The sequence below is a fragment of the Nitratireductor aquibiodomus genome (assembly GCF_900105565.1).
Taxonomy (GTDB): Bacteria; Pseudomonadota; Alphaproteobacteria; order Rhizobiales; family Rhizobiaceae; genus Nitratireductor; species Nitratireductor aquibiodomus.
The window spans coordinates 2,582,916-2,599,690 of sequence record NZ_FNSL01000001.1 but is presented as its reverse complement, the minus strand read 5'-3'; the positions used below and the strand labels follow the sequence as shown (position 1 = coordinate 2,599,690).

Genomic DNA, 16,775 nt, shown 5'->3' with positions numbered 1-16,775 from the left:
TATGGATTTCTTTCATTCCCTGATCCTCGTTCTAGATTCGACGGTACGGTTATCCATACCGCTGCTTCTGGCGGCACTCGCCGGGCTCTATTCGGAGCGGTCGGGCGTGTTCGACATCGGCCTCGAAGGCAAGATGCTGGCCGGCGCATTTGCTGCCGGCGCGGCGGCGGCCGTCACCGGCTCCGCCTGGGCAGGCCTTGGCGCGGCGATGCTGATCTCGGTCTTCCTGGCGCTCGTGCATGGCTTCGCCTCCATCACCCATCGCGGCAACCAGATCGTCTCCGGCGTCGCCATCAATTTCATTGCCGCAGGTTCCACGATCATTCTCGGGCAGGCATGGTTCCGGCAGGGCGGGCGCACCCCCTCGCTGCCGGGCGATGCCCGGTTTGGCGCGATCGAGCTGCCCTTTGCCGAGGCGGTGCGCGATGTGCCCATTCTGGGCGAGATCTATTCCGAGCTCATCTCCGGCCATTCGCTTCTCACCTATGCTGCCTTCCTGCTCGTGCCCTTCACGTGGTGGGTGCTATTCCGCACCCGTTTCGGCCTCAGGCTGCGGGCGGTGGGTGAAAACCCGGCAGCGGTCGACACGGCGGGCATCTCCGTCTCATGGCTGCGCTATCGCGCAGTCATCTGCACCGGCATCCTCACCGGCATGGCCGGAACCTATCTGTCGCTGGCGCAGAATGCCGGCTTTGTGAAGGACATGACGGCAGGCCGGGGCTTCATCGCGCTGGCAGCCCTCATCTTCGCCAAATGGAAGCCCGTGCCGGTGATGTTTGCCTGCCTTCTGTTCGGCTTTCTCGATGCGTTCGCAATCCGCATTCAGGGCACGCCCCTGCCGCTTGTCGGCCAGGTGCCGGTGCAATTCATGCAGGCCCTGCCCTATATCCTCACCGTGGTGCTTCTGGCCGGCTTTATCGGCAAGGCGGTGCCGCCGCGCGCCGGTGGCGTGCCCTATGTGAAGGAGCGTTGATGAGCGCCAGAGACCTCTTTTCCGCCGCCAGTGCGGCCATGAAAAACGCCTACGCCCCTTATTCGCGCTTTCCCGTGGGGGCCGCGGTCAGGACCGAGGCGGGCACCATCCATGCCGGCTGCAACATCGAGAACGCCTCCTATCCCGAAGGCTGGTGTGCGGAGACCACCGCGCTCGGCCATCTCGTCATGGCGGGTGGCGGCCGCGTAACCGAGATCGCCGTGGTGGCGGAGAAGATGCCGAAGATCATGCCCTGCGGTGGCTGCCGGCAGCGGCTGGCGGAATTCGCCACGGAAGATGCGGTGCTGCATCTGTGCGACACCAACGGCGTTTTGGAAACGGTGCCTTTTTCTGCGGTCTTTCCGCGCGGATTCAGCTTCGAGGATGGCAAATGAAACAGGCGGTCGATCGTCTGACGGAGCGGCTCAACGGGCTTGCCCCGCAGCTTGCGCTGGTGCTGGGCTCCGGGCTCGGCGGGCTTGTCAACGATGTGGACGATGCCGTGCGTATCTCCTATTCCGAGTTACCGGGCTTTCCGCAGAGCGGGGTCACCGGCCATGCGGGCGAGATCGTCGCCGGCCGGCTTTCCGGTACGCCGGTTTTGATGCTGGCGGGCCGCGCCCATTATTACGAGCACGGCGATCCCGCCGCCATGCGCCCGGCACTCGAAACCTTATGGGGCATAGGCATCACGCAGCTTATCCTCACCAATGCCGCCGGCTCTCTGCGTGAGGACATGCCGCCCGGTTCAGTCATGCTGATCGAGGATCACATCAATTTTTCGGGCGCTAACCCGTTGATCGGTGAAGGCAGCGACCGCCGGTTCGTAGGCATGAGCGAGGCCTATGACGCGGGCTTGCGCACAAGCCTTCAGAAAGCCGCACAGAAGACGGGCACGCAATTGCACAAGGGCGTCTATATGTGGTTCTCCGGCCCCACCTTCGAAACCCCGGCGGAAATCCGCATGGCGCGCACGCTGGGTGCCGATGCGGTCGGCATGTCGACGGTTCCCGAGGTCATTCTCTCGCGCTATCTCGGCCTTCGCGTCGCGGCCTGCTCTGTCATCACCAATCTCGGTGCCGGCATGAATGCGGGCGAGCTTTCGCATCAGGAAACGAAGGACATGGCGCCCATTGGCGGGCAGCGGCTCGCCACCATCCTCGGCCAGTTGTGCGCCGATGGCCTCCCAGCCGGCTGAGGGCGCGATGCTGCCGCAGGAGATCATCCGCAGAAAGCGCGACGGCAAGGCACTGACAGGCGAGGAAATCGCCGAGTTCGCCGACGGGCTGGCCGATGGCACATGGAGCGAAGGGCAGATCGCCGCTCTTGCCATGGCCATTTTCCTCAACGGTATGGATGCCTCGGAAGGTGCTGCCCTCACGCTCGCCATGCGCGATTCGGGCGCCGTGCTTGACTGGTCGGACCTGCCCGGCCCAGTGACCGACAAGCATTCCACCGGTGGCGTGGGCGATAATGTCTCCCTCATGCTCGCCCCCATCGTGGCGGCCTGCGGAGCCTTCGTGCCGATGATCTCCGGGCGCGGCCTAGGCCACACCGGCGGCACGCTCGACAAAATGGATGCCATCCCCGGTTACACGAGCCAGCCGGGCCAGCAGCGCTTTGCCGAGACCGTGCGCCAGGTGGGTTGCGCGATCATCGGCCAGACAGCGGATCTGGCGCCGGCCGACAAACGCTTCTATGCCGTGCGCGACGTCACGGGCACCGTGGAATCGATCCCGCTCATCACCGCGTCGATCCTGTCGAAGAAGCTTGCCGCTGGCCTTTCCTCGCTGGTGCTCGATGTCAAATCAGGCAACGGTGCCTTCATGGACGATGCCCGGGCGGCACGCAAACTCGCCGAAAATCTGGTGCGCGTCGCTGGCGAAGCCGGCCTTTCGACCACCGCGCTCGTCACCGACATGAACCAGCCGCTCGCCCCGGCTGCCGGCAACGCGGTTGAAGTTCTCAATGCCGTCGACTTCCTGACCGGCAGGAGACGTGGCCGGCGGCTGGAGGATGTCACACTCGCACTCGCCAGCGAAATGCTCCTTGCCTCCGGGATTGCCGCAACCACGCGCGAGGCATTCGACCGAGCCCATGATGCGCTCGAGAGTGGCCGCGCTGCCGAGCGGTTCGGCCAGATGGTGTCTGCCCTCGGCGGACCGGCGGATTTCGTTGACAGCCCACAGAAGCACCTGCCCGGTGCGAAAATCATCCTGCCTGTTCCCGCCGAAAGGGACGGATTTGTCGGGGCGATCGATTCCCGCGCGGTCGGCATTGGCGTCATCGAGCTTGGCGGCGGGCGGCGCACGCCCGAAGACACGATCGACCATTCGGTCGGCCTGACCGACCTTCTTCCCGTCGGTGCGGAATTGCGGCGTGGCGAGCCGATCTGCATGGTGCATGCATCATCGGAAGACGCCGCACAGCGCGCAGTACGTTCCGTGCGCAATGCCTATGATATTGCTGAGACCAAGCCGCGCGCGCGCAAGACAATCCTGCGCCGCGTGACAGCCGAGGCCTGACAGCGCCTTCGGCTCCGCTTTGGATGTATCGCTATTGCTCGAGCACCAGAGCCCGATTTTCCACCTCAAAGCGCGAGAGGCGACCGAGAAAGCTCATGCCGATCAGCACCTTGTCCAGCGCCCGGTCGTCCAGCACAACGGCGTCGATGTTCTCGACATAGATGCGGCCTATCTGGAGGCTTTCTATCGCGGCGGCTGCAGCGCGAACCTTTCCGTTGGCCGTATTCACCTCATATTTGAAATCGGACGGGCTCAGCTGGACACCGATCCGTCGGGCCGTTTCCCGATTGATCGCCACATAGGTCGCGCCCGTATCGATCATCGCGCTCATCTCGCGGCCATTCAGCTTGAAACGCCCCACGAAGTGACCGGTGTTGTCAGCCGCAATGCTGACCTTCTTGCCGAGGAGAACGGAGGTCTCACCGCGCATCATTGAAGGGCTGGAAGACGGATGCGCGGCTGCGACCTCTTCTGGAGCGTCGTCCCCGCTTTCGGTCAGCGCCGCCTGCAGGAGGCCCCGGTAGAAATCCGGATTGCTCTGATAGAGGGCGGGAACGCCCGCTGCCGCGCCAACCACGACCCCCAGCATGATCATCTTGCGAAACATAGGTTCCTTCCAGCCTGCTTCCGGAAGAACCATAAGAAGAGCCGCCGATCATTCGCTTAACGGAAGCGACAACCGTCCCGGTTGGTTAAGTGCGGGTTACTTGGTGCCGTACATGCGGTCGCCGGCATCGCCGAGGCCAGGCACGATATAGCCCTTCTCATTCAGGCATTCGTCTATCGAGGCCGTAAAGATCGGAACGTCCGGATGAGATTTCCGGAAATTGTCAACACCCTCCGGGGCGGCCAGCAGGCACAGGAAGCGCAGATTGGTGGCGCCACGCTCCTTGAGCTTGTCGACCGCGGCGATGGCGGAGTTGGCAGTCGCCAGCATCGGATCGACGACAATCACCAGCCGGTCGCCAAGATCGCTCGGTGCCTTGAAGAAATATTCAACCGCTTCCAGCGTCTCGTGATCGCGATACATGCCCACATGTGCCACGCGCGCCGCCGGCACCAGGTCCAGCATGCCATCGAGCAGTCCGTTGCCGGCGCGCAGCACCGACGCGAAGACGAGTTTCTTGCCCTCAAGCGTCGGCGAATCGATGGGTTGAAGGGGTGTTTCTATTCGCTTGGTGGTCAGCTCCAGATCGCGCGTGACCTCATAGCAGAGCAAGAGCGAAATCTCGCGCAGAAGACGCCGGAAGCCAGCCGTCGATGTTTCCTTGTCGCGCATGATGGTGAGCTTGTGCTGGACAAGCGGATGGTCGACGACTGTCACGCCCTGCATATGATGTTCCCCGGATGCTGGTTTCTTGTTGCCGATACTAGAGCATCGGACCGAAAAGTGGAATCCGGTTTTCGGATTATTCCGACGCTCCATCAATAGTTTAGATCGTCCTTTGTGCGTCCAAATGGACGCACGGCAATCTAGCCGCCCCACGTGTTTCCGCATACCGCAAGCCTCATTGAGCCACAGTTTTGTCGTCAAGAATGCCGAGCAGGCGTGTGCGGGTGGTTTCATCGACGAAGGCAGCCTCTATGGCCGTGCGCGTCAGGCTACGCAAGGTCGCATCGTCAAGGCCGAAATGCTCCCGCGCCACGTGATATTCATGGCCAAGCGAGGTGTGAAAATGCGGCGGATCATCCGAATTGAGCGTGACGCGACACCCCGCCTCGAGCAATTCTGGTAGAGGGTGACTGGCATAATCGGAAAAGACTTTCAGCACGATGTTGGAGACCGGACACACTTCCAGCACCACCCCTTCCTCCGCCAGCCGGCGCACCAGATCCGGGTTTTCGATGGCGCGCACGCCATGGCCGATGCGCGCGGGACGAATGTGGTTCAGCGCTGCCTCCACACTCTCCCAGCCACCGAACTCCCCCGCATGGACGGTCAGTCCGAGCCCCGCCTCGCGGGCGGTCTCGAAGGCGTTTTCGTAGTCACGCACATTGCCGAAACGCTCATCGCCGGCCATGCCGAAACCGGTCACCAGCCTATGCCCGCAGGCGGCGGCAAATCGGGCCGCATCCTCGACCGCACCCGCTCCGAAATGGCGCACGCCCGTTATAATGATCCGTCCCTCGATGCCCGTTGCCGCCCGCGCGCGCTCGATCCCCTCGCCCAGGGCATTTGTGTAGGCCATGCGCGAAAGCCCGGCGCGTTCGGCATGATCGGGCGAGGTGAATATCTCCGAGTAAACGGCTCCCTCGCGTGAAAGGCCCGTCAGGTAATCCTCGGCCAGAAGCGCGTAATCTTCTTCGCTTCGGAAGAGGTTTGCCGCCGCGTCATAGGCTGCCAGAAAACTCGTGAAGTCGTACCAGTGATAGGCCCCGTCGCGCAGGAAATCCGATGTATCGACACCGTATTTGCGCGCCTGGCACAGAACGAGGTCGGGCGAGGCCGCGCCCTCGATATGACAGTGAAGCTCGGCTTTGGGGACCATGTGGACTCCGTTTTAACCAGTCCGCCGGCGCGGCTGTTCATCGCGCTTTTGACAATAGCGCCAGAAGCGGCAATGAGCTATGGTCCCGGCGATTTCGAAAGGGTGACAATGTCAGATCAGCGGACCACCGCCCATGGCGGCATGGAGACGGCCTACGGTTTTCGTCAGGTAGACGAAAACGAGAAGCAGGGTCTGGTCAACACTGTGTTCCACCGCGTTGCAAAACGCTACGACGTGATGAACGACCTGATGTCGGCAGGTCTGCACCGGGCCTGGAAGGATGCCATGATTTCATGGCTCGCCCCTTCAAAACAGCCGGGCTATCGCGCGCTGGATGTGGCTGGCGGTACGGGCGACATCGCCTTCCGCATCGTCGAGGCATCCCGCCGCAGCGCCGAGGTGACGGTTCTCGACATCAATGGCTCGATGCTGGAAGTCGGCCGCGAACGCGCCGAGAAGAAGGGCATTGCCGAAAACCTGACCTTTGTCGAGGCCAACGCTGAGGAACTGCCCTTCGAGGACAACAGTTTTGACGCCTATACGATTGCCTTTGGCATTCGCAATGTTCCGCATATCGACCGGGCGCTGGATGAGGCCTTCCGCGTTCTGAAACCCGGCGGACGCTTTCTCTGCCTCGAGTTTTCCGAAGTCGAGATGCCCCTCCTCGACAAGGTCTATGAGAACTGGTCCTTCCACGCCATTCCGCGCATCGGGCAGGCAGTGACGGGCGATGGCGAACCCTATCGCTACCTGATCGAATCCATCCGCAAGTTCCCCAACCAGCAGAACTTTGCCGCCATGATCACCGATGCAGGCTTTTCGCGCGTGACCTGGCGCAACTACACGGGCGGCATCGCCGCCCTGCACTCCGGCTGGAAGATTTGACGGCATATTCATGAGCACGGTCGGCGCATATCTGAGGCTTGCACGCGCGGGCTGGATTCTCGTTCGCGAAGGTGTGGTTGCAGCCATGCCCGGCGATCAGCTGGAAGGCATGCCGCGCTTTGGCTGGCGTGTTGCAAAGCTGATGTCACGGCGACGCTCGGCGCGGCGCGACCGACCTGAACGCCTTGCGCAGGCCGTGAACCGACTCGGCCCCTCCTATGTGAAGCTCGGCCAGTTCCTGGCGACGCGGCCCGATGTCGTCGGTCACGACATGGCCCGCGACCTCTCGCGCCTGCAGGATCGGATGGACACGTTTCCGGAAGCCCAGGCAAGGACAGCCATTGAGAGTTCGCTCGGTCTGCCCGTCGAAAAGCTCTTCGTCGAGTTCGACGGGCCGGTTGCTGCCGCGTCGATTGCGCAGGTGCATGAGGCCCGCGTCGATGCGGGCGAAGCCGAGCCGCGAAAGGTGGCCGTCAAGGTCATTCGGCCTGGCGTCAGGCGCCGCTTCCAGAACGATCTGGAAAGCTATTTTCTGGCCGCGCATCTGCAGGAGCGGTTCATGCCGTCCACGCGCCGTCTCAAGCCCGTGAAGGTGGCGGAGACGCTCGCGCAGGTGACAAAGATCGAGATGGATCTGCGACTGGAAGCCGCCGCCATTTCAGAGATACAGGAAAACACGAAGGACGATCCAGGCTTCCGCGTGCCTGCTGTCGACTGGCAGCGCACCGGCCGCGACGTGATGACGCTCGAATGGGTCAACGGCACGAAGATGTCGAACATCGACGCGCTGCGTGAGGCCGGCCACGACCTCGATGCGCTCGCCCGGACGCTGATCCAGTCCTTCCTGCGCCATACATTGCGCGACGGCTTCTTTCACGCCGACATGCATCCCGGCAACCTGTTTGTCGAGGATGACGGCACGATCGTTGCCGTCGATTTCGGCATCACCGGACGGATTGGACGCAAGGAGCGGCATTTCCTGGCCGAAATCCTCTACGGTTTCATTACCCGTGATTTCCGCCGGGTGGCGGAGGTGCATTTCGAGGCGGGCTATGTGCCGGCACATCACGATGTCGCCGCGTTCGCCCAGGCGCTGCGGGCCATCGGCGAGCCGATCCACGGCCAGTCGGCCGAGACCATCTCCATGGCGCGGCTTCTGACGCTTCTCTTCGAAGTCACCGAGCTCTTCGACATGCAGACCCGGCCCGAGCTTCTGCTGCTGCAGAAAACCATGGTCGTGGTCGAGGGCGTCGCACGCACGCTCGATCCGCACTTCAACATGTGGAAGACGGCCGAGCCCGTCGTGTCCGACTGGATTGCCGCCAATCTCGGACCACGCGGCATGCTGAACGATGCCCGCGAGGGTGTGGGAGCGCTCGTCGCGCTCGTTCGCCAGGCCCCGGACCTGGCCGCCCGTACCGAGCGCCTCTCCCGCGAGATCGACACGATGGCCCAGAAGGGGCTGCGTTTTGATGCCGAGACGGCCGAGGCGATCGGCAGGGCGGAAGCGCGCCATTCGCGCGGCGGACGCCTGGCGCTATGGGTGATCGCGATCGCCCTTGCCGCAATCGCCTGGCAGATGTCCTGATCAAATCCAACCGGAATCCGTTTTCGAGGCAGCACGTCACAGCCTCGCGCCAACCACCGCGAATGCAATGACAGCAGTGCTAGCAAACAAGCCTTAAGATACGGATTCACTTCACTTATTCCGCGCAGAAGAAGTGTGAATAATGCAATGCCGGCACTGACAGTCATGCAGTCAATACGCTACAGCATTTCGCAATCAGGTTTGGGCGCATCGCCAGCGCGCCCGTGGTTGAAACGGTCTCGTGCAGCAATGCTGTCACGGTGTTCAGGCAGGCAGCCCAGCGTAATGGAGTATCGATGGCGACACTGACCATTCGAAATGTGGACGAGAAGGTTCGGCGCGCCCTGAAGAAACGCGCCGCTGAAAATGACGTCTCGATGGAAGAAGAAGTGCGCCGTATCCTCGCGCGCAGCGTCCAGCCGCACACAAAAGCCCCCACGCATCAAAACAGTCGCCGTGCCGAGCTCATCGAAGCGATCTCGGTCAGACCCATTGGCGCATTCGACCTGAAGGCCATCACCGACGAGATCTGGAATGGCCGTACACTGTGAAACGAAATTCGTCGTCGACACATCGGCGCTTATCGCCGTTCTGAACGGTGATGCGGATGCGGACATGTTTCGGCAGGCTTTCGTGCAGGCCGAGCAGATCCTTATCAGCAGCACCACCACCTTCGAGGCGCACTGCGTTGCAAGGCACATTGCGATGATCGAGGGAACCGCGCGCCTCAACACGCTGCTCAAGGCTCTCGACGTGGAAACGGTCGACTTCGACGACCGGCAGTTGAGCATCGCACGCAAGGCGTACGCGATCTACGGTGCAGGCACCGGCCACCGGGCCGCGCTCAACATCGGTGACTGCTTCGCTTACGCGCTTGCCCGCAGCGCTAACCTGCCGCTTCTTTTCAAGGGCGACGATTTCGTTCATACCGATATCGAGCCAGCCATGAAGCCGTCGTAAGAGAGCCTGCATCGATGACAACCCCGCAGCAGACCCTTCGCAAAACGCGCATCCTGCTTTTGATCGGCGGGGGCATCGCAGCCTATAAATGCCTCGACCTGATCCGCCGCCTGCGCGAGCGCGGGGCAAGCGTGCGCTGTGTGATGACAAGGGCCGCACAGGAGTTCATCACGCCGCTTTCCGTGGGCGCACTCTCGGCGGACCATGTCTTCACCGATCTGTTCGACCGCCAGGACGAACACGATGTCGGCCATATCCGTCTTTCGCGCGAGGCCGATCTTCTCGTCGTCGCGCCCGCGACCGCCGACCTGATGGCCAAACTCGCCACCGGTCAAGCCAATGATCTCGCCTCGACGGTGCTGCTTGCCACCGACAAGCCCGTTCTCATGGCACCGGCCATGAACCCCCACATGTGGGAGCACCCGGCCACACAGCGCAATGCCAGGACGCTCCGGGAAGACGGGGTGCATTTCGTTGGCCCAAACCGGGGTGAGATGGCCGAGAGCGGCGAGGCCGGTGAAGGCCGAATGGCCGAACCGCTGGAGATCGTAGCAGCCATAGAGACCCTGCTCGACACCGGCGAAAAGCCGCTTGCGGGGCGCAAGGTGATCGTCACGTCCGGTCCGACCCATGAGGTAATCGACCCGGTTCGCTATATTGCCAATCGTTCTTCGGGCAAACAGGGACACGCAATCGCTGCGGCACTTGCCCACCTCGGGGCATCAGTTCACCTCGTTTCGGGGCCCGTCTCCATTCCGGACCCGCAGGGTGTCACCACCACCCATGTGGAAACGGCACGCCAGATGCGCGAAGCGGTGGAAGCCGCACTTCCGGCAGATGCCGGTGTCTTCGTCGCTGCTGTCGCCGACTGGCGTCCGGCTGTCGAGACTGCCGAAAAGATCAAGAAGAAACAGGGCGAAGGCGCGCCGATGCTGGAGCTCACCGAGAACCCGGACATTCTCGCCGGTGTCGGCCACCATGAGAAGCGCCCTGCACTCGTCATCGGGTTCGCTGCCGAAACGCAGGACCTGTTCAAGAATGCACGCGCGAAGCTGAACAAGAAGGGTGCCGACATCATCGTCGCCAATGACGTCTCGCATGACAGCGGCGTCGGCCCCGGTGGTGTGATGGGCGGCGACCGCAACAGCGTGGTGATCGTCAGCCAGGACGGACACGATGAATGGCCGGAGATGGGCAAGGACGACGTTGCCGAACGTCTGGCACAGTTGATAGCCGACCGGCTCGGACCAAAAGAATGACCCCGCAGACTCCGGTTCTCGAAACGGAGCGCCTCGTGCTGCGTGCGCACTCCATCGCAGATTTCGATGCCTTCGCCCGCCTCTGGTCTCTGCCGGAGGCCACGCGCTTCACCTCAGGCAAGCCGCTCACCGGCGAAGATGCCTGGCGCCGTCTCGCCATGCATCGCGGCATGTGGGACCTGATGGGTTTCGGCTATTTTGCCGTGACGGAGAAGGCGACTGGCGCATTTCTGGGTGACGCAGGCGTTCAGGAAGCGCGGCGCGTCATCACCCCATCGCTGGAAGGCACACTCGAAGCCGGGTGGGTTTTCCTCCCGGAAGTCCACGGCAGGGGCTATGCGAGAGAAGCCATGGAAGCCGTGTTTTCCTGGTGCTCCGCGGCACACGGCAACCGGGACATCACCTGCATCATTGATGAGGAGAATTCGCCCTCGCGCAAACTCGCGGAGCGCCTTGGCTTCTCCGAAAAGGCGCGCACCCAATACAAGGATCGCCCGACCATCGTCTTCTGGCGCGACTGACCGCATTGCAAAGACTGGGGTCTGAGGCTAACGCATGTCTCCCGAAAGTGGGCACCGGTTTCGGAACAAAGACATGCGTCAAATCAAGAACCTAAAGCGCTCAGAGCGAATCTGAAAGATCGCGACGCGCTTTAGCAGACCAGATGCCGGGCATCCCCGGCTCACCCGTCTTTTGGCTCGCTGCGAAAATAGACCACCATCCTGAGATGCCTGTGCTCATCGACGGTCAGCACCTCATGCTGAAAACGCAACCGTTCACCCGTTTGCGCGACAATCGTGCCGATGCCCCGGCTGTAGCCGGTCATGTCCGGCTGCTCCATCCAGCGGCGAAAATCGGGGGAAAGCTTCTTCAAGTCGTCGATCAGCGTGCGGATCGCCGGATCGTCCGGCGTACCCGTCAGATCGCAGCGGAACTGAGCGACGAGGCTCTGCGCATCTTCCCCCCAGTCGGGAAGACGGCGGCGCATATCGGGATCGGCGAAGATCATGCGCAAGAGGTTTCGGTCGGCCGGATTGCGACCGCCAAGATCGAGAAGATCGTCGGCCGCGGCATTCCAGGCAACCACGTCCCAACGCAGATTGAACACATAGGCCGGGCGGTTTGAAAGATCGTCCAGCAATTGCTGAATGCGCGCGCTGATGGAGGTGGGCTGGTAGGCCTGTGAAGGCGGCGGCCGCTGCTGCGCCAGGAGAAACAGATGGCAGCATTCGGCATCGTCCAGCCGCAACGCCTTCGAGACGTTGAGCAGGAAGGATTCAGAAACCTGAATATCGCGCCCCTGCTCGAACCAGGTGTACCATGTGAGCCCGACACCCGCGAGCAGGGCCACCTCCTCACGTCTCAGTCCCGGCGTGCGACGGCCGCCCGTTGTCGGAAGGCCGACATCGGCAGGCGTGAGCTTTGCCCTGTGATGCCGCAGAAACTCGGAGAGCTCGCTGCGCGTGCGGGCAAGGGATCGGTGGGGCAGCCTATTGCTCATGGTAACAGGATAATTTCCAATATTGTAACAGTTTCATTTTGCACGGAAAGTCCGCCTCCCGCAAGGAGGCATCATGACCACTTACAACGAAACCGCTGTTTTAGAAGACCATCCAATACCGGCATCCGCACACGCGCTGCCCTCGCAAGCAGGCCCCCGCGAATGGCTGGGGCTTGCCCTTCTTTCATTGCCGACCATCCTGCTTGGGCTCGATCTGACCCTACTGCATCTGGCCCTGCCGGCACTGGCAGCCGACCTGAGGCCGACGAGCACGGAGGCGCTCTGGATCATGGATGCCTATGGCTTCATGATCGCGGGCTTTCTCATCACCATGGGCACACTGGGCGACCGCATCGGCCGGCGCAGACTGCTCATGATCGGGGCGGCGGCGTTCGGCGTCACCTCCATCATCGCCGCATTCTCAACCAATGCCCTCATGCTGATGGTCGCGCGCGCGGCTCTGGGAGTGGCAGGCGCAACGCTTATGCCTTCCACGCTGGCCCTCATCAGCAATCTGTTTGCCGATCCCCGTCAGCGCGCATTGGCAATCGGTGTCTGGGCGACAACATTCGCACTTGGAATGGCTGCGGGGCCGATCGTGGGCGGGGTGCTTCTGGAGCATTTCTGGTGGGGCGCGGGCTTTCTCGTCGCCGTGCCCATCGTCTTGCTTCTCCTGTTGCTCGCGCCGGTTCTGCTGCCGGAATACCGCGCCCGGAAAAGCGACAGGATCGACCTCCTCAGCGCCGCGCTTTCACTCGCCGCCATGTTGCCGGTGATCTATGGCATCAAGGAGATTGCCAAGGACGGGTTCGGCCTCTCCACCATCGCCACGATTGTCGCGGGCATTCTCTTCGGCCTGCTTTTCGCATGGCGGCAGCGGCGCCTTGCCGATCCGCTTCTCGATCTCGACCTCTTCGCAAGCAGGGCCTTTTCGGTCGCCCTTGTGGTGTTGCTGTTCGGGCTTGTCGCGGTTGGAGGAACCATGCTTCTGGTCACGCAATATCTGCAATTGGTGGCTGGTTTCTCACCGCTGGTCGCCGGACTGTGGATGGGGCCTCCCGCGCTGGCGATGGTGGCCGCGGGCATCGGCACGCCGCTGCTTGCCCGCCATGTCAGGCCGGGCTTCGTCGTGGCGGGAGCGCTCGCCCTGTCGGTCGTCGGCTATCTCATGCTCACATGGCTCAAGAACGATGCGAGCGGGCTTGTCATGGTCGTCGCCGGCTTCTCGCTCGCCTATCTGGGGCTTGGCACGATCGCGGCCCTTGGCACGGACCTCGTGGTCGGGTCGGCGCCGGCGGAAAAGGCAGGTTCCGCTTCCGCCATGTCCGAAACCGTACAGGAGTTGGGCGCTTCGCTGGGCATCGCCCTGCTCGGCAGCATCACGACGGCGGTCTATCGCCAGACGATGCAGGGCCGATTGCCAGACGGCCTTTCACCGGAGGTAGAGGCATCGGTTGGCGACAGTCTCTGGGCGGCATCCGCGATGGCGCAAAGACTGCCGGCCGGGCTTTTGGAGGATGCGCAATCCTCCTTCATCACCGGCTTCAACACCGCGGCCGCCTTCAGCGCAGCGACCGTTGCCGTTCTGGCCGTGCTCGCCGGCGTGGCGCTGCGAAAAATCCCGACACTTCACGCCGCGCCACAAGAGTAGAAACAGGCGCATCGAGCGCTTGGCTCGATGCGCTTCCACTCCTCACCCAACCGATTGTCTCCAATATGTGAACAGCGCGTCTTCGCTGTTGCGGATGCGATGACCGCACGCACAGCCTATGTTTGCGGCAAGCAACAGATGGAGAGACAATCATGTCCATTCGTCCCGTAAAACAGATTTCACATGCGCAGCCCACCATGGAGGGCGCCGGCGTCCGGCTCGACCGTGCATTCGGGTTCGGCGATCCGAAACTCGCCGACCCCTTCCTGCTTCTGGACGATTTCCGCAACGACCGGCCGGAAGACTATCAGGCGGGTTTTCCATGGCACCCGCATCGCGGCATCGAAACGATCACCTATGTTCTGGCAGGCAGCGTCGACCATGCCGACAGTCTCGGCAATACGGGCTCGCTGGGCGCGGGCGACGTTCAGTGGATGACGGCTGGAAGCGGCATCCTCCATCAGGAGATGCCGCAAGGCGACAAGCTTGGCCGCATGCACGGCTTCCAGCTCTGGGCCAACCTGCCCTCAAGCGAGAAGATGACGACGCCGCGCTACCAGGATGTGAAGGCCGGCGAGATTCCCGAGGTGATCGACGATGACGGAACGCGCGTGCGTGTCGTGGTCGGCGAGTTCTGGGGCAAGCGTGGTCCCGTCGACGGCATTGCCGCCGATCCGCAATATCTCGATGTCTGGGTGCCGCCCGGAAAGCGCAAGGTTCTGCCGGTCGACACCTATCGCAGCGCCTTCGCCTATATTTTCGAGGGTTCAGGCACGTTCCGCGATGCCTCGCGGCCGTTTGGCGTGCTGGTCGAGAAAGAGGTGGCAGGCGAAGAACTGCATCTGCGTGACATGAGCGGCGACCGCACGCTTGTCGTTTTCGACACGGGCGACGAGGTGGTGGTGCAGGCCGGCGAACGGGGCATCCGCTTTCTGCTCGTTTCGGGCAAACCGATCCAGGAGCCTGTCGCCTGGCACGGCCCCATCGTGATGAACACGCGGCAGGAACTGATGCAGGCGTTCAACGAACTGAATGCCGGCACGTTCATCCGCGAAAGCGCGAAGTTCTGACGTCAGACTGCATGGAGGGCGGACGCCTTGTGTCCGCCCTTTCTTCTCAAGATGCCTCGAACATCTGAACGAGGTTGCCGCACGTATCCTCAAACACGGCGATGGTCGGCATCCCTTCCATCCGGGTCGGCTCTGCGCGAAACACCACGCCGCGCGCTCTCAGCCGATCATACTCTGCCTGCACGTCCTCGCTGGCAAACATCGTGCAGGGAATCCCGGCATCATAGAGCGCCTTCTGGTAGGTGCGCGCGAAGTCGTATCCCATGGGTTCCAGCAGCAGCTCGGTGCCGTTCTCGGCTCCCGGTGTCACGACCGTCAGCCAGCGGGCACCGCCGACCGGAAAGTCCTGCTTCTTCCGGAAGCCGAGCACGTCCGTGTAAAATGCCTCGGCCTTGTCCTGATCATCCACAAGGATGCTCGTCAGTGCGATCTGGAGCATGGTATCTTCACCAGGCGCCTGACTTGCTGTCGACAAGATGGATGATCTGCGCGGGGCTCGATATCCAGAACCCGTCGAAATTCTCGCCCAGCGGTTCGATGTCGTCGCAGCGCGCGATGCCCGCCGCTTCGAGCCGCGCGGCGGCAGCCTTCGTGTCATCGGTCACGATTTCCAGCCAGAGTTCCGACTGGCTCATGCCCGGCGTCTTGTCGATCCAGAGCTGGTTGGCTCCGAAGCGGAAGCCGACAGCGGGCAGAAGCTCCTCGATCTGCTCCATGCCGAGTACGTCCCGGTAGAAGCGCACCGTCTCGTCATATTGATGCGGCGGCACCTTCATGGCGATGTTGCGCCCGCCGGAAAGTTTCGGCTTGGTGGCGGGACCGGCATCGTGCTGCGAGCGGGATTCATTCTGCGTTGCGGAAATGTTCATCTCATTCTCCTTGGCGCCGATAGCGGCGTGGGTCTCATTGCCTGTCGAAACGTCCGGTGTAGGTGGCTTCCAGCGCCGTAATCTGCGACCAGAATGGAGGCGCCTTTTCGCCCGAAAGCACCGCTTCCAGAACCGCGAGATGCGCGTGCCAGCCACCGGAGACATTGATCATCTCGCCACGGTCGGCGAGGCGCTTGTGGGTCACCACCAGCCGCACCCTGTCGCCCTCCCGAAAGAGTTCGAACTCAACCTGACTGTCTTCGCCCTCGCCCGGCCAGGTCATGGCCAGAAGACGCGGCGGGTCCCACGCAAGGATGCGGCCTTCGGAAAGAAAACCGTTCTCGTTCATCTCCCTGTAGCGCGCGGGCGGCTCCTCGTCGGTGAACTCCGAATGCCTGAACACGAGCTGCGCCGTGCCCCCGGCACGGGGCTCCATCTCGCCGCCTGCCAGCCACTGCCTGCGCCTGTCCGCCTCGGTCAGATAAGCCCATACGCGCTCCACCGGACCTGGCAGGAGCCTTTCGAAACGCACTTCATCGGGCGCCGTGGCGACGCCAAAATCACTTTCGTCGATCTGTCTCATCGTGTTCCTCTCAACGGTCGCGATGGCTGATATGACGCTGTGTCAGTCCTGCCCGGCAGCGTTCTGCCGGTCCTCGGCCTCCAGAATGGCCTGCAACGTGTCGAGCCGGTCGGTCCAGAAGCGCTCATAGTAGCGGAACCACGCCTGCGCCTCGGCAAGACGCGCCGCCTCCAGCCGGCAATAATGGGTGCGGCCGTCCACACGCCGGCTGACCAGACCCGCCGTCTCCAGAACCTTGACGTGTTTGGAAGCGCCGGCGAGCGACATGTCGAAGGGCTGCGCCAGTTGCGACACGCTGCGCTCTCCGCCCGAAAGACGGTGGAGCATGGCGCGCCGGGTCGGGTCCGACAGGGCGTGAAAAACGGCATCGAGATGGGGCGACTGATGTTCAACCATATGGTTTATATATCAGTCGAAGAACA

20 protein-coding genes are annotated in these 16,775 nt (G+C 62.6%); 12 read left to right on the top strand and 8 right to left on the bottom strand.

Annotated elements, in window-relative coordinates; translation table 11 throughout:
- The first annotated feature begins 1 nt into the window (after position 1).
- The 4 genes from BLW55_RS12475 to deoA are packed head-to-tail and all read left to right on the top strand — an operon-like array spanning position 2 to position 3,498.
- Entirely contained in the window at positions 2-973 is a 972-nt protein-coding gene (locus BLW55_RS12475; RefSeq protein ID WP_090329018.1) for an ABC transporter permease, read from the top strand.
- A complete protein-coding gene (locus BLW55_RS12470; protein WP_007010600.1) occupies positions 973-1,368 on the top strand; it encodes a cytidine deaminase in 396 nt (131 codons plus the stop codon). The genes BLW55_RS12475 and BLW55_RS12470 overlap by 1 nt, the downstream gene beginning before the upstream one ends.
- Complete coding sequence (locus BLW55_RS12465) at positions 1,365-2,171, top strand: purine-nucleoside phosphorylase (RefSeq protein WP_090329017.1); 807 nt, start codon at positions 1,365-1,367, stop codon at positions 2,169-2,171. Before BLW55_RS12470 ends, BLW55_RS12465 begins: the two co-directional genes overlap by 4 nt.
- A 7-nt stretch (positions 2,172-2,178) precedes the next feature.
- Positions 2,179-3,498 carry a thymidine phosphorylase gene (deoA, locus tag BLW55_RS12460; protein ID WP_090329988.1) on the top strand — a complete coding sequence of 440 codons (1,320 nt, stop codon included), beginning with the start codon at positions 2,179-2,181 and terminating at the stop codon, positions 3,496-3,498.
- Between the two features lie 31 nt (positions 3,499-3,529).
- On the opposite strand, the gene BLW55_RS12455 is transcribed toward deoA, so the two are convergent.
- The 3 genes from BLW55_RS12455 to BLW55_RS12445 all read right to left on the bottom strand — a co-directional run bounded on the left by BLW55_RS12455 (position 3,530) and on the right by BLW55_RS12445 (position 5,987).
- Positions 3,530-4,105 (bottom strand): retropepsin-like aspartic protease family protein, encoded by a 576-nt coding sequence (locus BLW55_RS12455; RefSeq protein ID WP_090329016.1) that lies wholly within the window; start codon positions 4,103-4,105, stop codon positions 3,530-3,532.
- A 96-nt stretch (positions 4,106-4,201) separates the two neighbouring features.
- Positions 4,202-4,831 carry a uracil phosphoribosyltransferase gene (upp, locus tag BLW55_RS12450; protein ID WP_025031130.1) on the bottom strand — a complete coding sequence of 210 codons (630 nt, stop codon included), beginning with the start codon at positions 4,829-4,831 and terminating at the stop codon, positions 4,202-4,204.
- A 175-nt stretch (positions 4,832-5,006) separates the two neighbouring features.
- On the bottom strand, positions 5,007-5,987 hold the full coding sequence (locus BLW55_RS12445) for an adenosine deaminase (RefSeq protein WP_090329015.1): 981 nt from the start codon (positions 5,985-5,987) through the stop codon (positions 5,007-5,009).
- A 108-nt stretch (positions 5,988-6,095) separates the two neighbouring features.
- Between BLW55_RS12445 and ubiE the strand changes: the two genes are divergently transcribed.
- The 6 genes from ubiE (at position 6,096) to BLW55_RS12415 (ending at position 11,200) form a co-directional block, all read left to right on the top strand.
- On the top strand, positions 6,096-6,872 hold the full coding sequence (ubiE, locus tag BLW55_RS12440) for a bifunctional demethylmenaquinone methyltransferase/2-methoxy-6-polyprenyl-1,4-benzoquinol methylase UbiE (protein WP_090329987.1): 777 nt from the start codon (positions 6,096-6,098) through the stop codon (positions 6,870-6,872).
- A gap of 10 nt (positions 6,873-6,882) precedes the next feature.
- Complete coding sequence (gene ubiB, locus BLW55_RS12435) at positions 6,883-8,460, top strand: 2-polyprenylphenol 6-hydroxylase (RefSeq protein ID WP_090329014.1); 1,578 nt, start codon at positions 6,883-6,885, stop codon at positions 8,458-8,460.
- Between the two features lie 296 nt (positions 8,461-8,756).
- Positions 8,757-9,011 carry a FitA-like ribbon-helix-helix domain-containing protein gene (locus tag BLW55_RS12430; RefSeq protein ID WP_007010430.1) on the top strand — a complete coding sequence of 85 codons (255 nt, stop codon included), beginning with the start codon at positions 8,757-8,759 and terminating at the stop codon, positions 9,009-9,011.
- The gene (locus BLW55_RS12425) at positions 8,995-9,420 is read left to right on the top strand and encodes a type II toxin-antitoxin system VapC family toxin (protein WP_007010429.1); all 426 of its coding nucleotides are present in this window, start codon (positions 8,995-8,997) and stop codon (positions 9,418-9,420) included. Before BLW55_RS12430 ends, BLW55_RS12425 begins: the two co-directional genes overlap by 17 nt.
- A 14-nt stretch (positions 9,421-9,434) precedes the next feature.
- Positions 9,435-10,679 (top strand): bifunctional phosphopantothenoylcysteine decarboxylase/phosphopantothenate--cysteine ligase CoaBC, encoded by a 1,245-nt coding sequence (gene coaBC, locus BLW55_RS12420; RefSeq protein ID WP_025031415.1) that lies wholly within the window; start codon positions 9,435-9,437, stop codon positions 10,677-10,679.
- Complete coding sequence (locus BLW55_RS12415) at positions 10,676-11,200, top strand: GNAT family N-acetyltransferase (protein WP_090329013.1); 525 nt, start codon at positions 10,676-10,678, stop codon at positions 11,198-11,200. Before coaBC ends, BLW55_RS12415 begins: the two co-directional genes overlap by 4 nt.
- 161 nt (positions 11,201-11,361) lie before the next feature.
- On the opposite strand, the gene BLW55_RS12410 is transcribed toward BLW55_RS12415, so the two are convergent.
- Positions 11,362-12,180: a helix-turn-helix transcriptional regulator gene (locus BLW55_RS12410; protein ID WP_210184101.1), complete on the bottom strand. Its 819-nt coding sequence runs from the start codon at positions 12,178-12,180 to the stop codon at positions 11,362-11,364.
- A gap of 73 nt (positions 12,181-12,253) precedes the next feature.
- Between BLW55_RS12410 and BLW55_RS12405 the strand changes: the two genes are divergently transcribed.
- On the top strand, positions 12,254-13,831 hold the full coding sequence (locus BLW55_RS12405; RefSeq protein WP_090329012.1) for an MFS transporter: 1,578 nt from the start codon (positions 12,254-12,256) through the stop codon (positions 13,829-13,831).
- A gap of 152 nt (positions 13,832-13,983) precedes the next feature.
- Entirely contained in the window at positions 13,984-14,901 is a 918-nt protein-coding gene (locus tag BLW55_RS12400; protein ID WP_090329011.1) for a pirin family protein, read from the top strand.
- 46 nt (positions 14,902-14,947) lie between these two features.
- Here the strand turns inward: BLW55_RS12400 and BLW55_RS12395 are convergent, their stop codons facing one another.
- The 4 genes from BLW55_RS12395 to BLW55_RS12380 are packed head-to-tail and all read right to left on the bottom strand — an operon-like array spanning position 14,948 to position 16,749.
- Entirely contained in the window at positions 14,948-15,340 is a 393-nt protein-coding gene (locus BLW55_RS12395) for a VOC family protein (RefSeq protein WP_090329010.1), read from the bottom strand.
- 7 nt (positions 15,341-15,347) lie between these two features.
- Complete coding sequence (locus BLW55_RS12390; protein ID WP_007007969.1) at positions 15,348-15,770, bottom strand: VOC family protein; 423 nt, start codon at positions 15,768-15,770, stop codon at positions 15,348-15,350.
- 34 nt (positions 15,771-15,804) lie between these two features.
- Positions 15,805-16,353: an SRPBCC family protein gene (locus BLW55_RS12385; protein ID WP_090329009.1), complete on the bottom strand. Its 549-nt coding sequence runs from the start codon at positions 16,351-16,353 to the stop codon at positions 15,805-15,807.
- Positions 16,354-16,395: 42 nt separating this feature from the next.
- Entirely contained in the window at positions 16,396-16,749 is a 354-nt protein-coding gene (locus tag BLW55_RS12380; RefSeq protein ID WP_090329008.1) for an ArsR/SmtB family transcription factor, read from the bottom strand.
- Between the last annotated feature and the right edge of the window lie 26 nt (positions 16,750-16,775).

Coding starts and splice junctions, on each gene's coding strand:
- BLW55_RS12410 (WP_210184101.1), bottom strand. CDS start 12,180: ATGAGCAATAGGCTGCCCCACCGATCCCTTGCCCGCACGCGCAGCGAG.
- BLW55_RS12400 (WP_090329011.1), top strand. CDS start 13,984: ATGTCCATTCGTCCCGTAAAACAGATTTCACATGCGCAGCCCACCATG.
- BLW55_RS12385 (WP_090329009.1), bottom strand. CDS start 16,353: ATGAGACAGATCGACGAAAGTGATTTTGGCGTCGCCACGGCGCCCGAT.
- BLW55_RS12475 (WP_090329018.1), top strand. CDS start 2: ATGGATTTCTTTCATTCCCTGATCCTCGTTCTAGATTCGACGGTACGG.
- BLW55_RS12415 (WP_090329013.1), top strand. CDS start 10,676: ATGACCCCGCAGACTCCGGTTCTCGAAACGGAGCGCCTCGTGCTGCGT.
- BLW55_RS12455 (WP_090329016.1), bottom strand. CDS start 4,105: ATGTTTCGCAAGATGATCATGCTGGGGGTCGTGGTTGGCGCGGCAGCG.
- ubiB (WP_090329014.1), top strand. CDS start 6,883: ATGAGCACGGTCGGCGCATATCTGAGGCTTGCACGCGCGGGCTGGATT.
- BLW55_RS12465 (WP_090329017.1), top strand. CDS start 1,365: ATGAAACAGGCGGTCGATCGTCTGACGGAGCGGCTCAACGGGCTTGCC.
- BLW55_RS12445 (WP_090329015.1), bottom strand. CDS start 5,987: ATGGTCCCCAAAGCCGAGCTTCACTGTCATATCGAGGGCGCGGCCTCG.
- deoA (WP_090329988.1), top strand. CDS start 2,179: ATGCTGCCGCAGGAGATCATCCGCAGAAAGCGCGACGGCAAGGCACTG.
- upp (WP_025031130.1), bottom strand. CDS start 4,831: ATGCAGGGCGTGACAGTCGTCGACCATCCGCTTGTCCAGCACAAGCTC.
- BLW55_RS12380 (WP_090329008.1), bottom strand. CDS start 16,749: ATGGTTGAACATCAGTCGCCCCATCTCGATGCCGTTTTTCACGCCCTG.
- BLW55_RS12470 (WP_007010600.1), top strand. CDS start 973: ATGAGCGCCAGAGACCTCTTTTCCGCCGCCAGTGCGGCCATGAAAAAC.
- BLW55_RS12395 (WP_090329010.1), bottom strand. CDS start 15,340: ATGCTCCAGATCGCACTGACGAGCATCCTTGTGGATGATCAGGACAAG.
- BLW55_RS12405 (WP_090329012.1), top strand. CDS start 12,254: ATGACCACTTACAACGAAACCGCTGTTTTAGAAGACCATCCAATACCG.
- BLW55_RS12390 (WP_007007969.1), bottom strand. CDS start 15,770: ATGAACATTTCCGCAACGCAGAATGAATCCCGCTCGCAGCACGATGCC.
- BLW55_RS12430 (WP_007010430.1), top strand. CDS start 8,757: ATGGCGACACTGACCATTCGAAATGTGGACGAGAAGGTTCGGCGCGCC.
- coaBC (WP_025031415.1), top strand. CDS start 9,435: ATGACAACCCCGCAGCAGACCCTTCGCAAAACGCGCATCCTGCTTTTG.
- ubiE (WP_090329987.1), top strand. CDS start 6,096: ATGTCAGATCAGCGGACCACCGCCCATGGCGGCATGGAGACGGCCTAC.
- BLW55_RS12425 (WP_007010429.1), top strand. CDS start 8,995: ATGGCCGTACACTGTGAAACGAAATTCGTCGTCGACACATCGGCGCTT.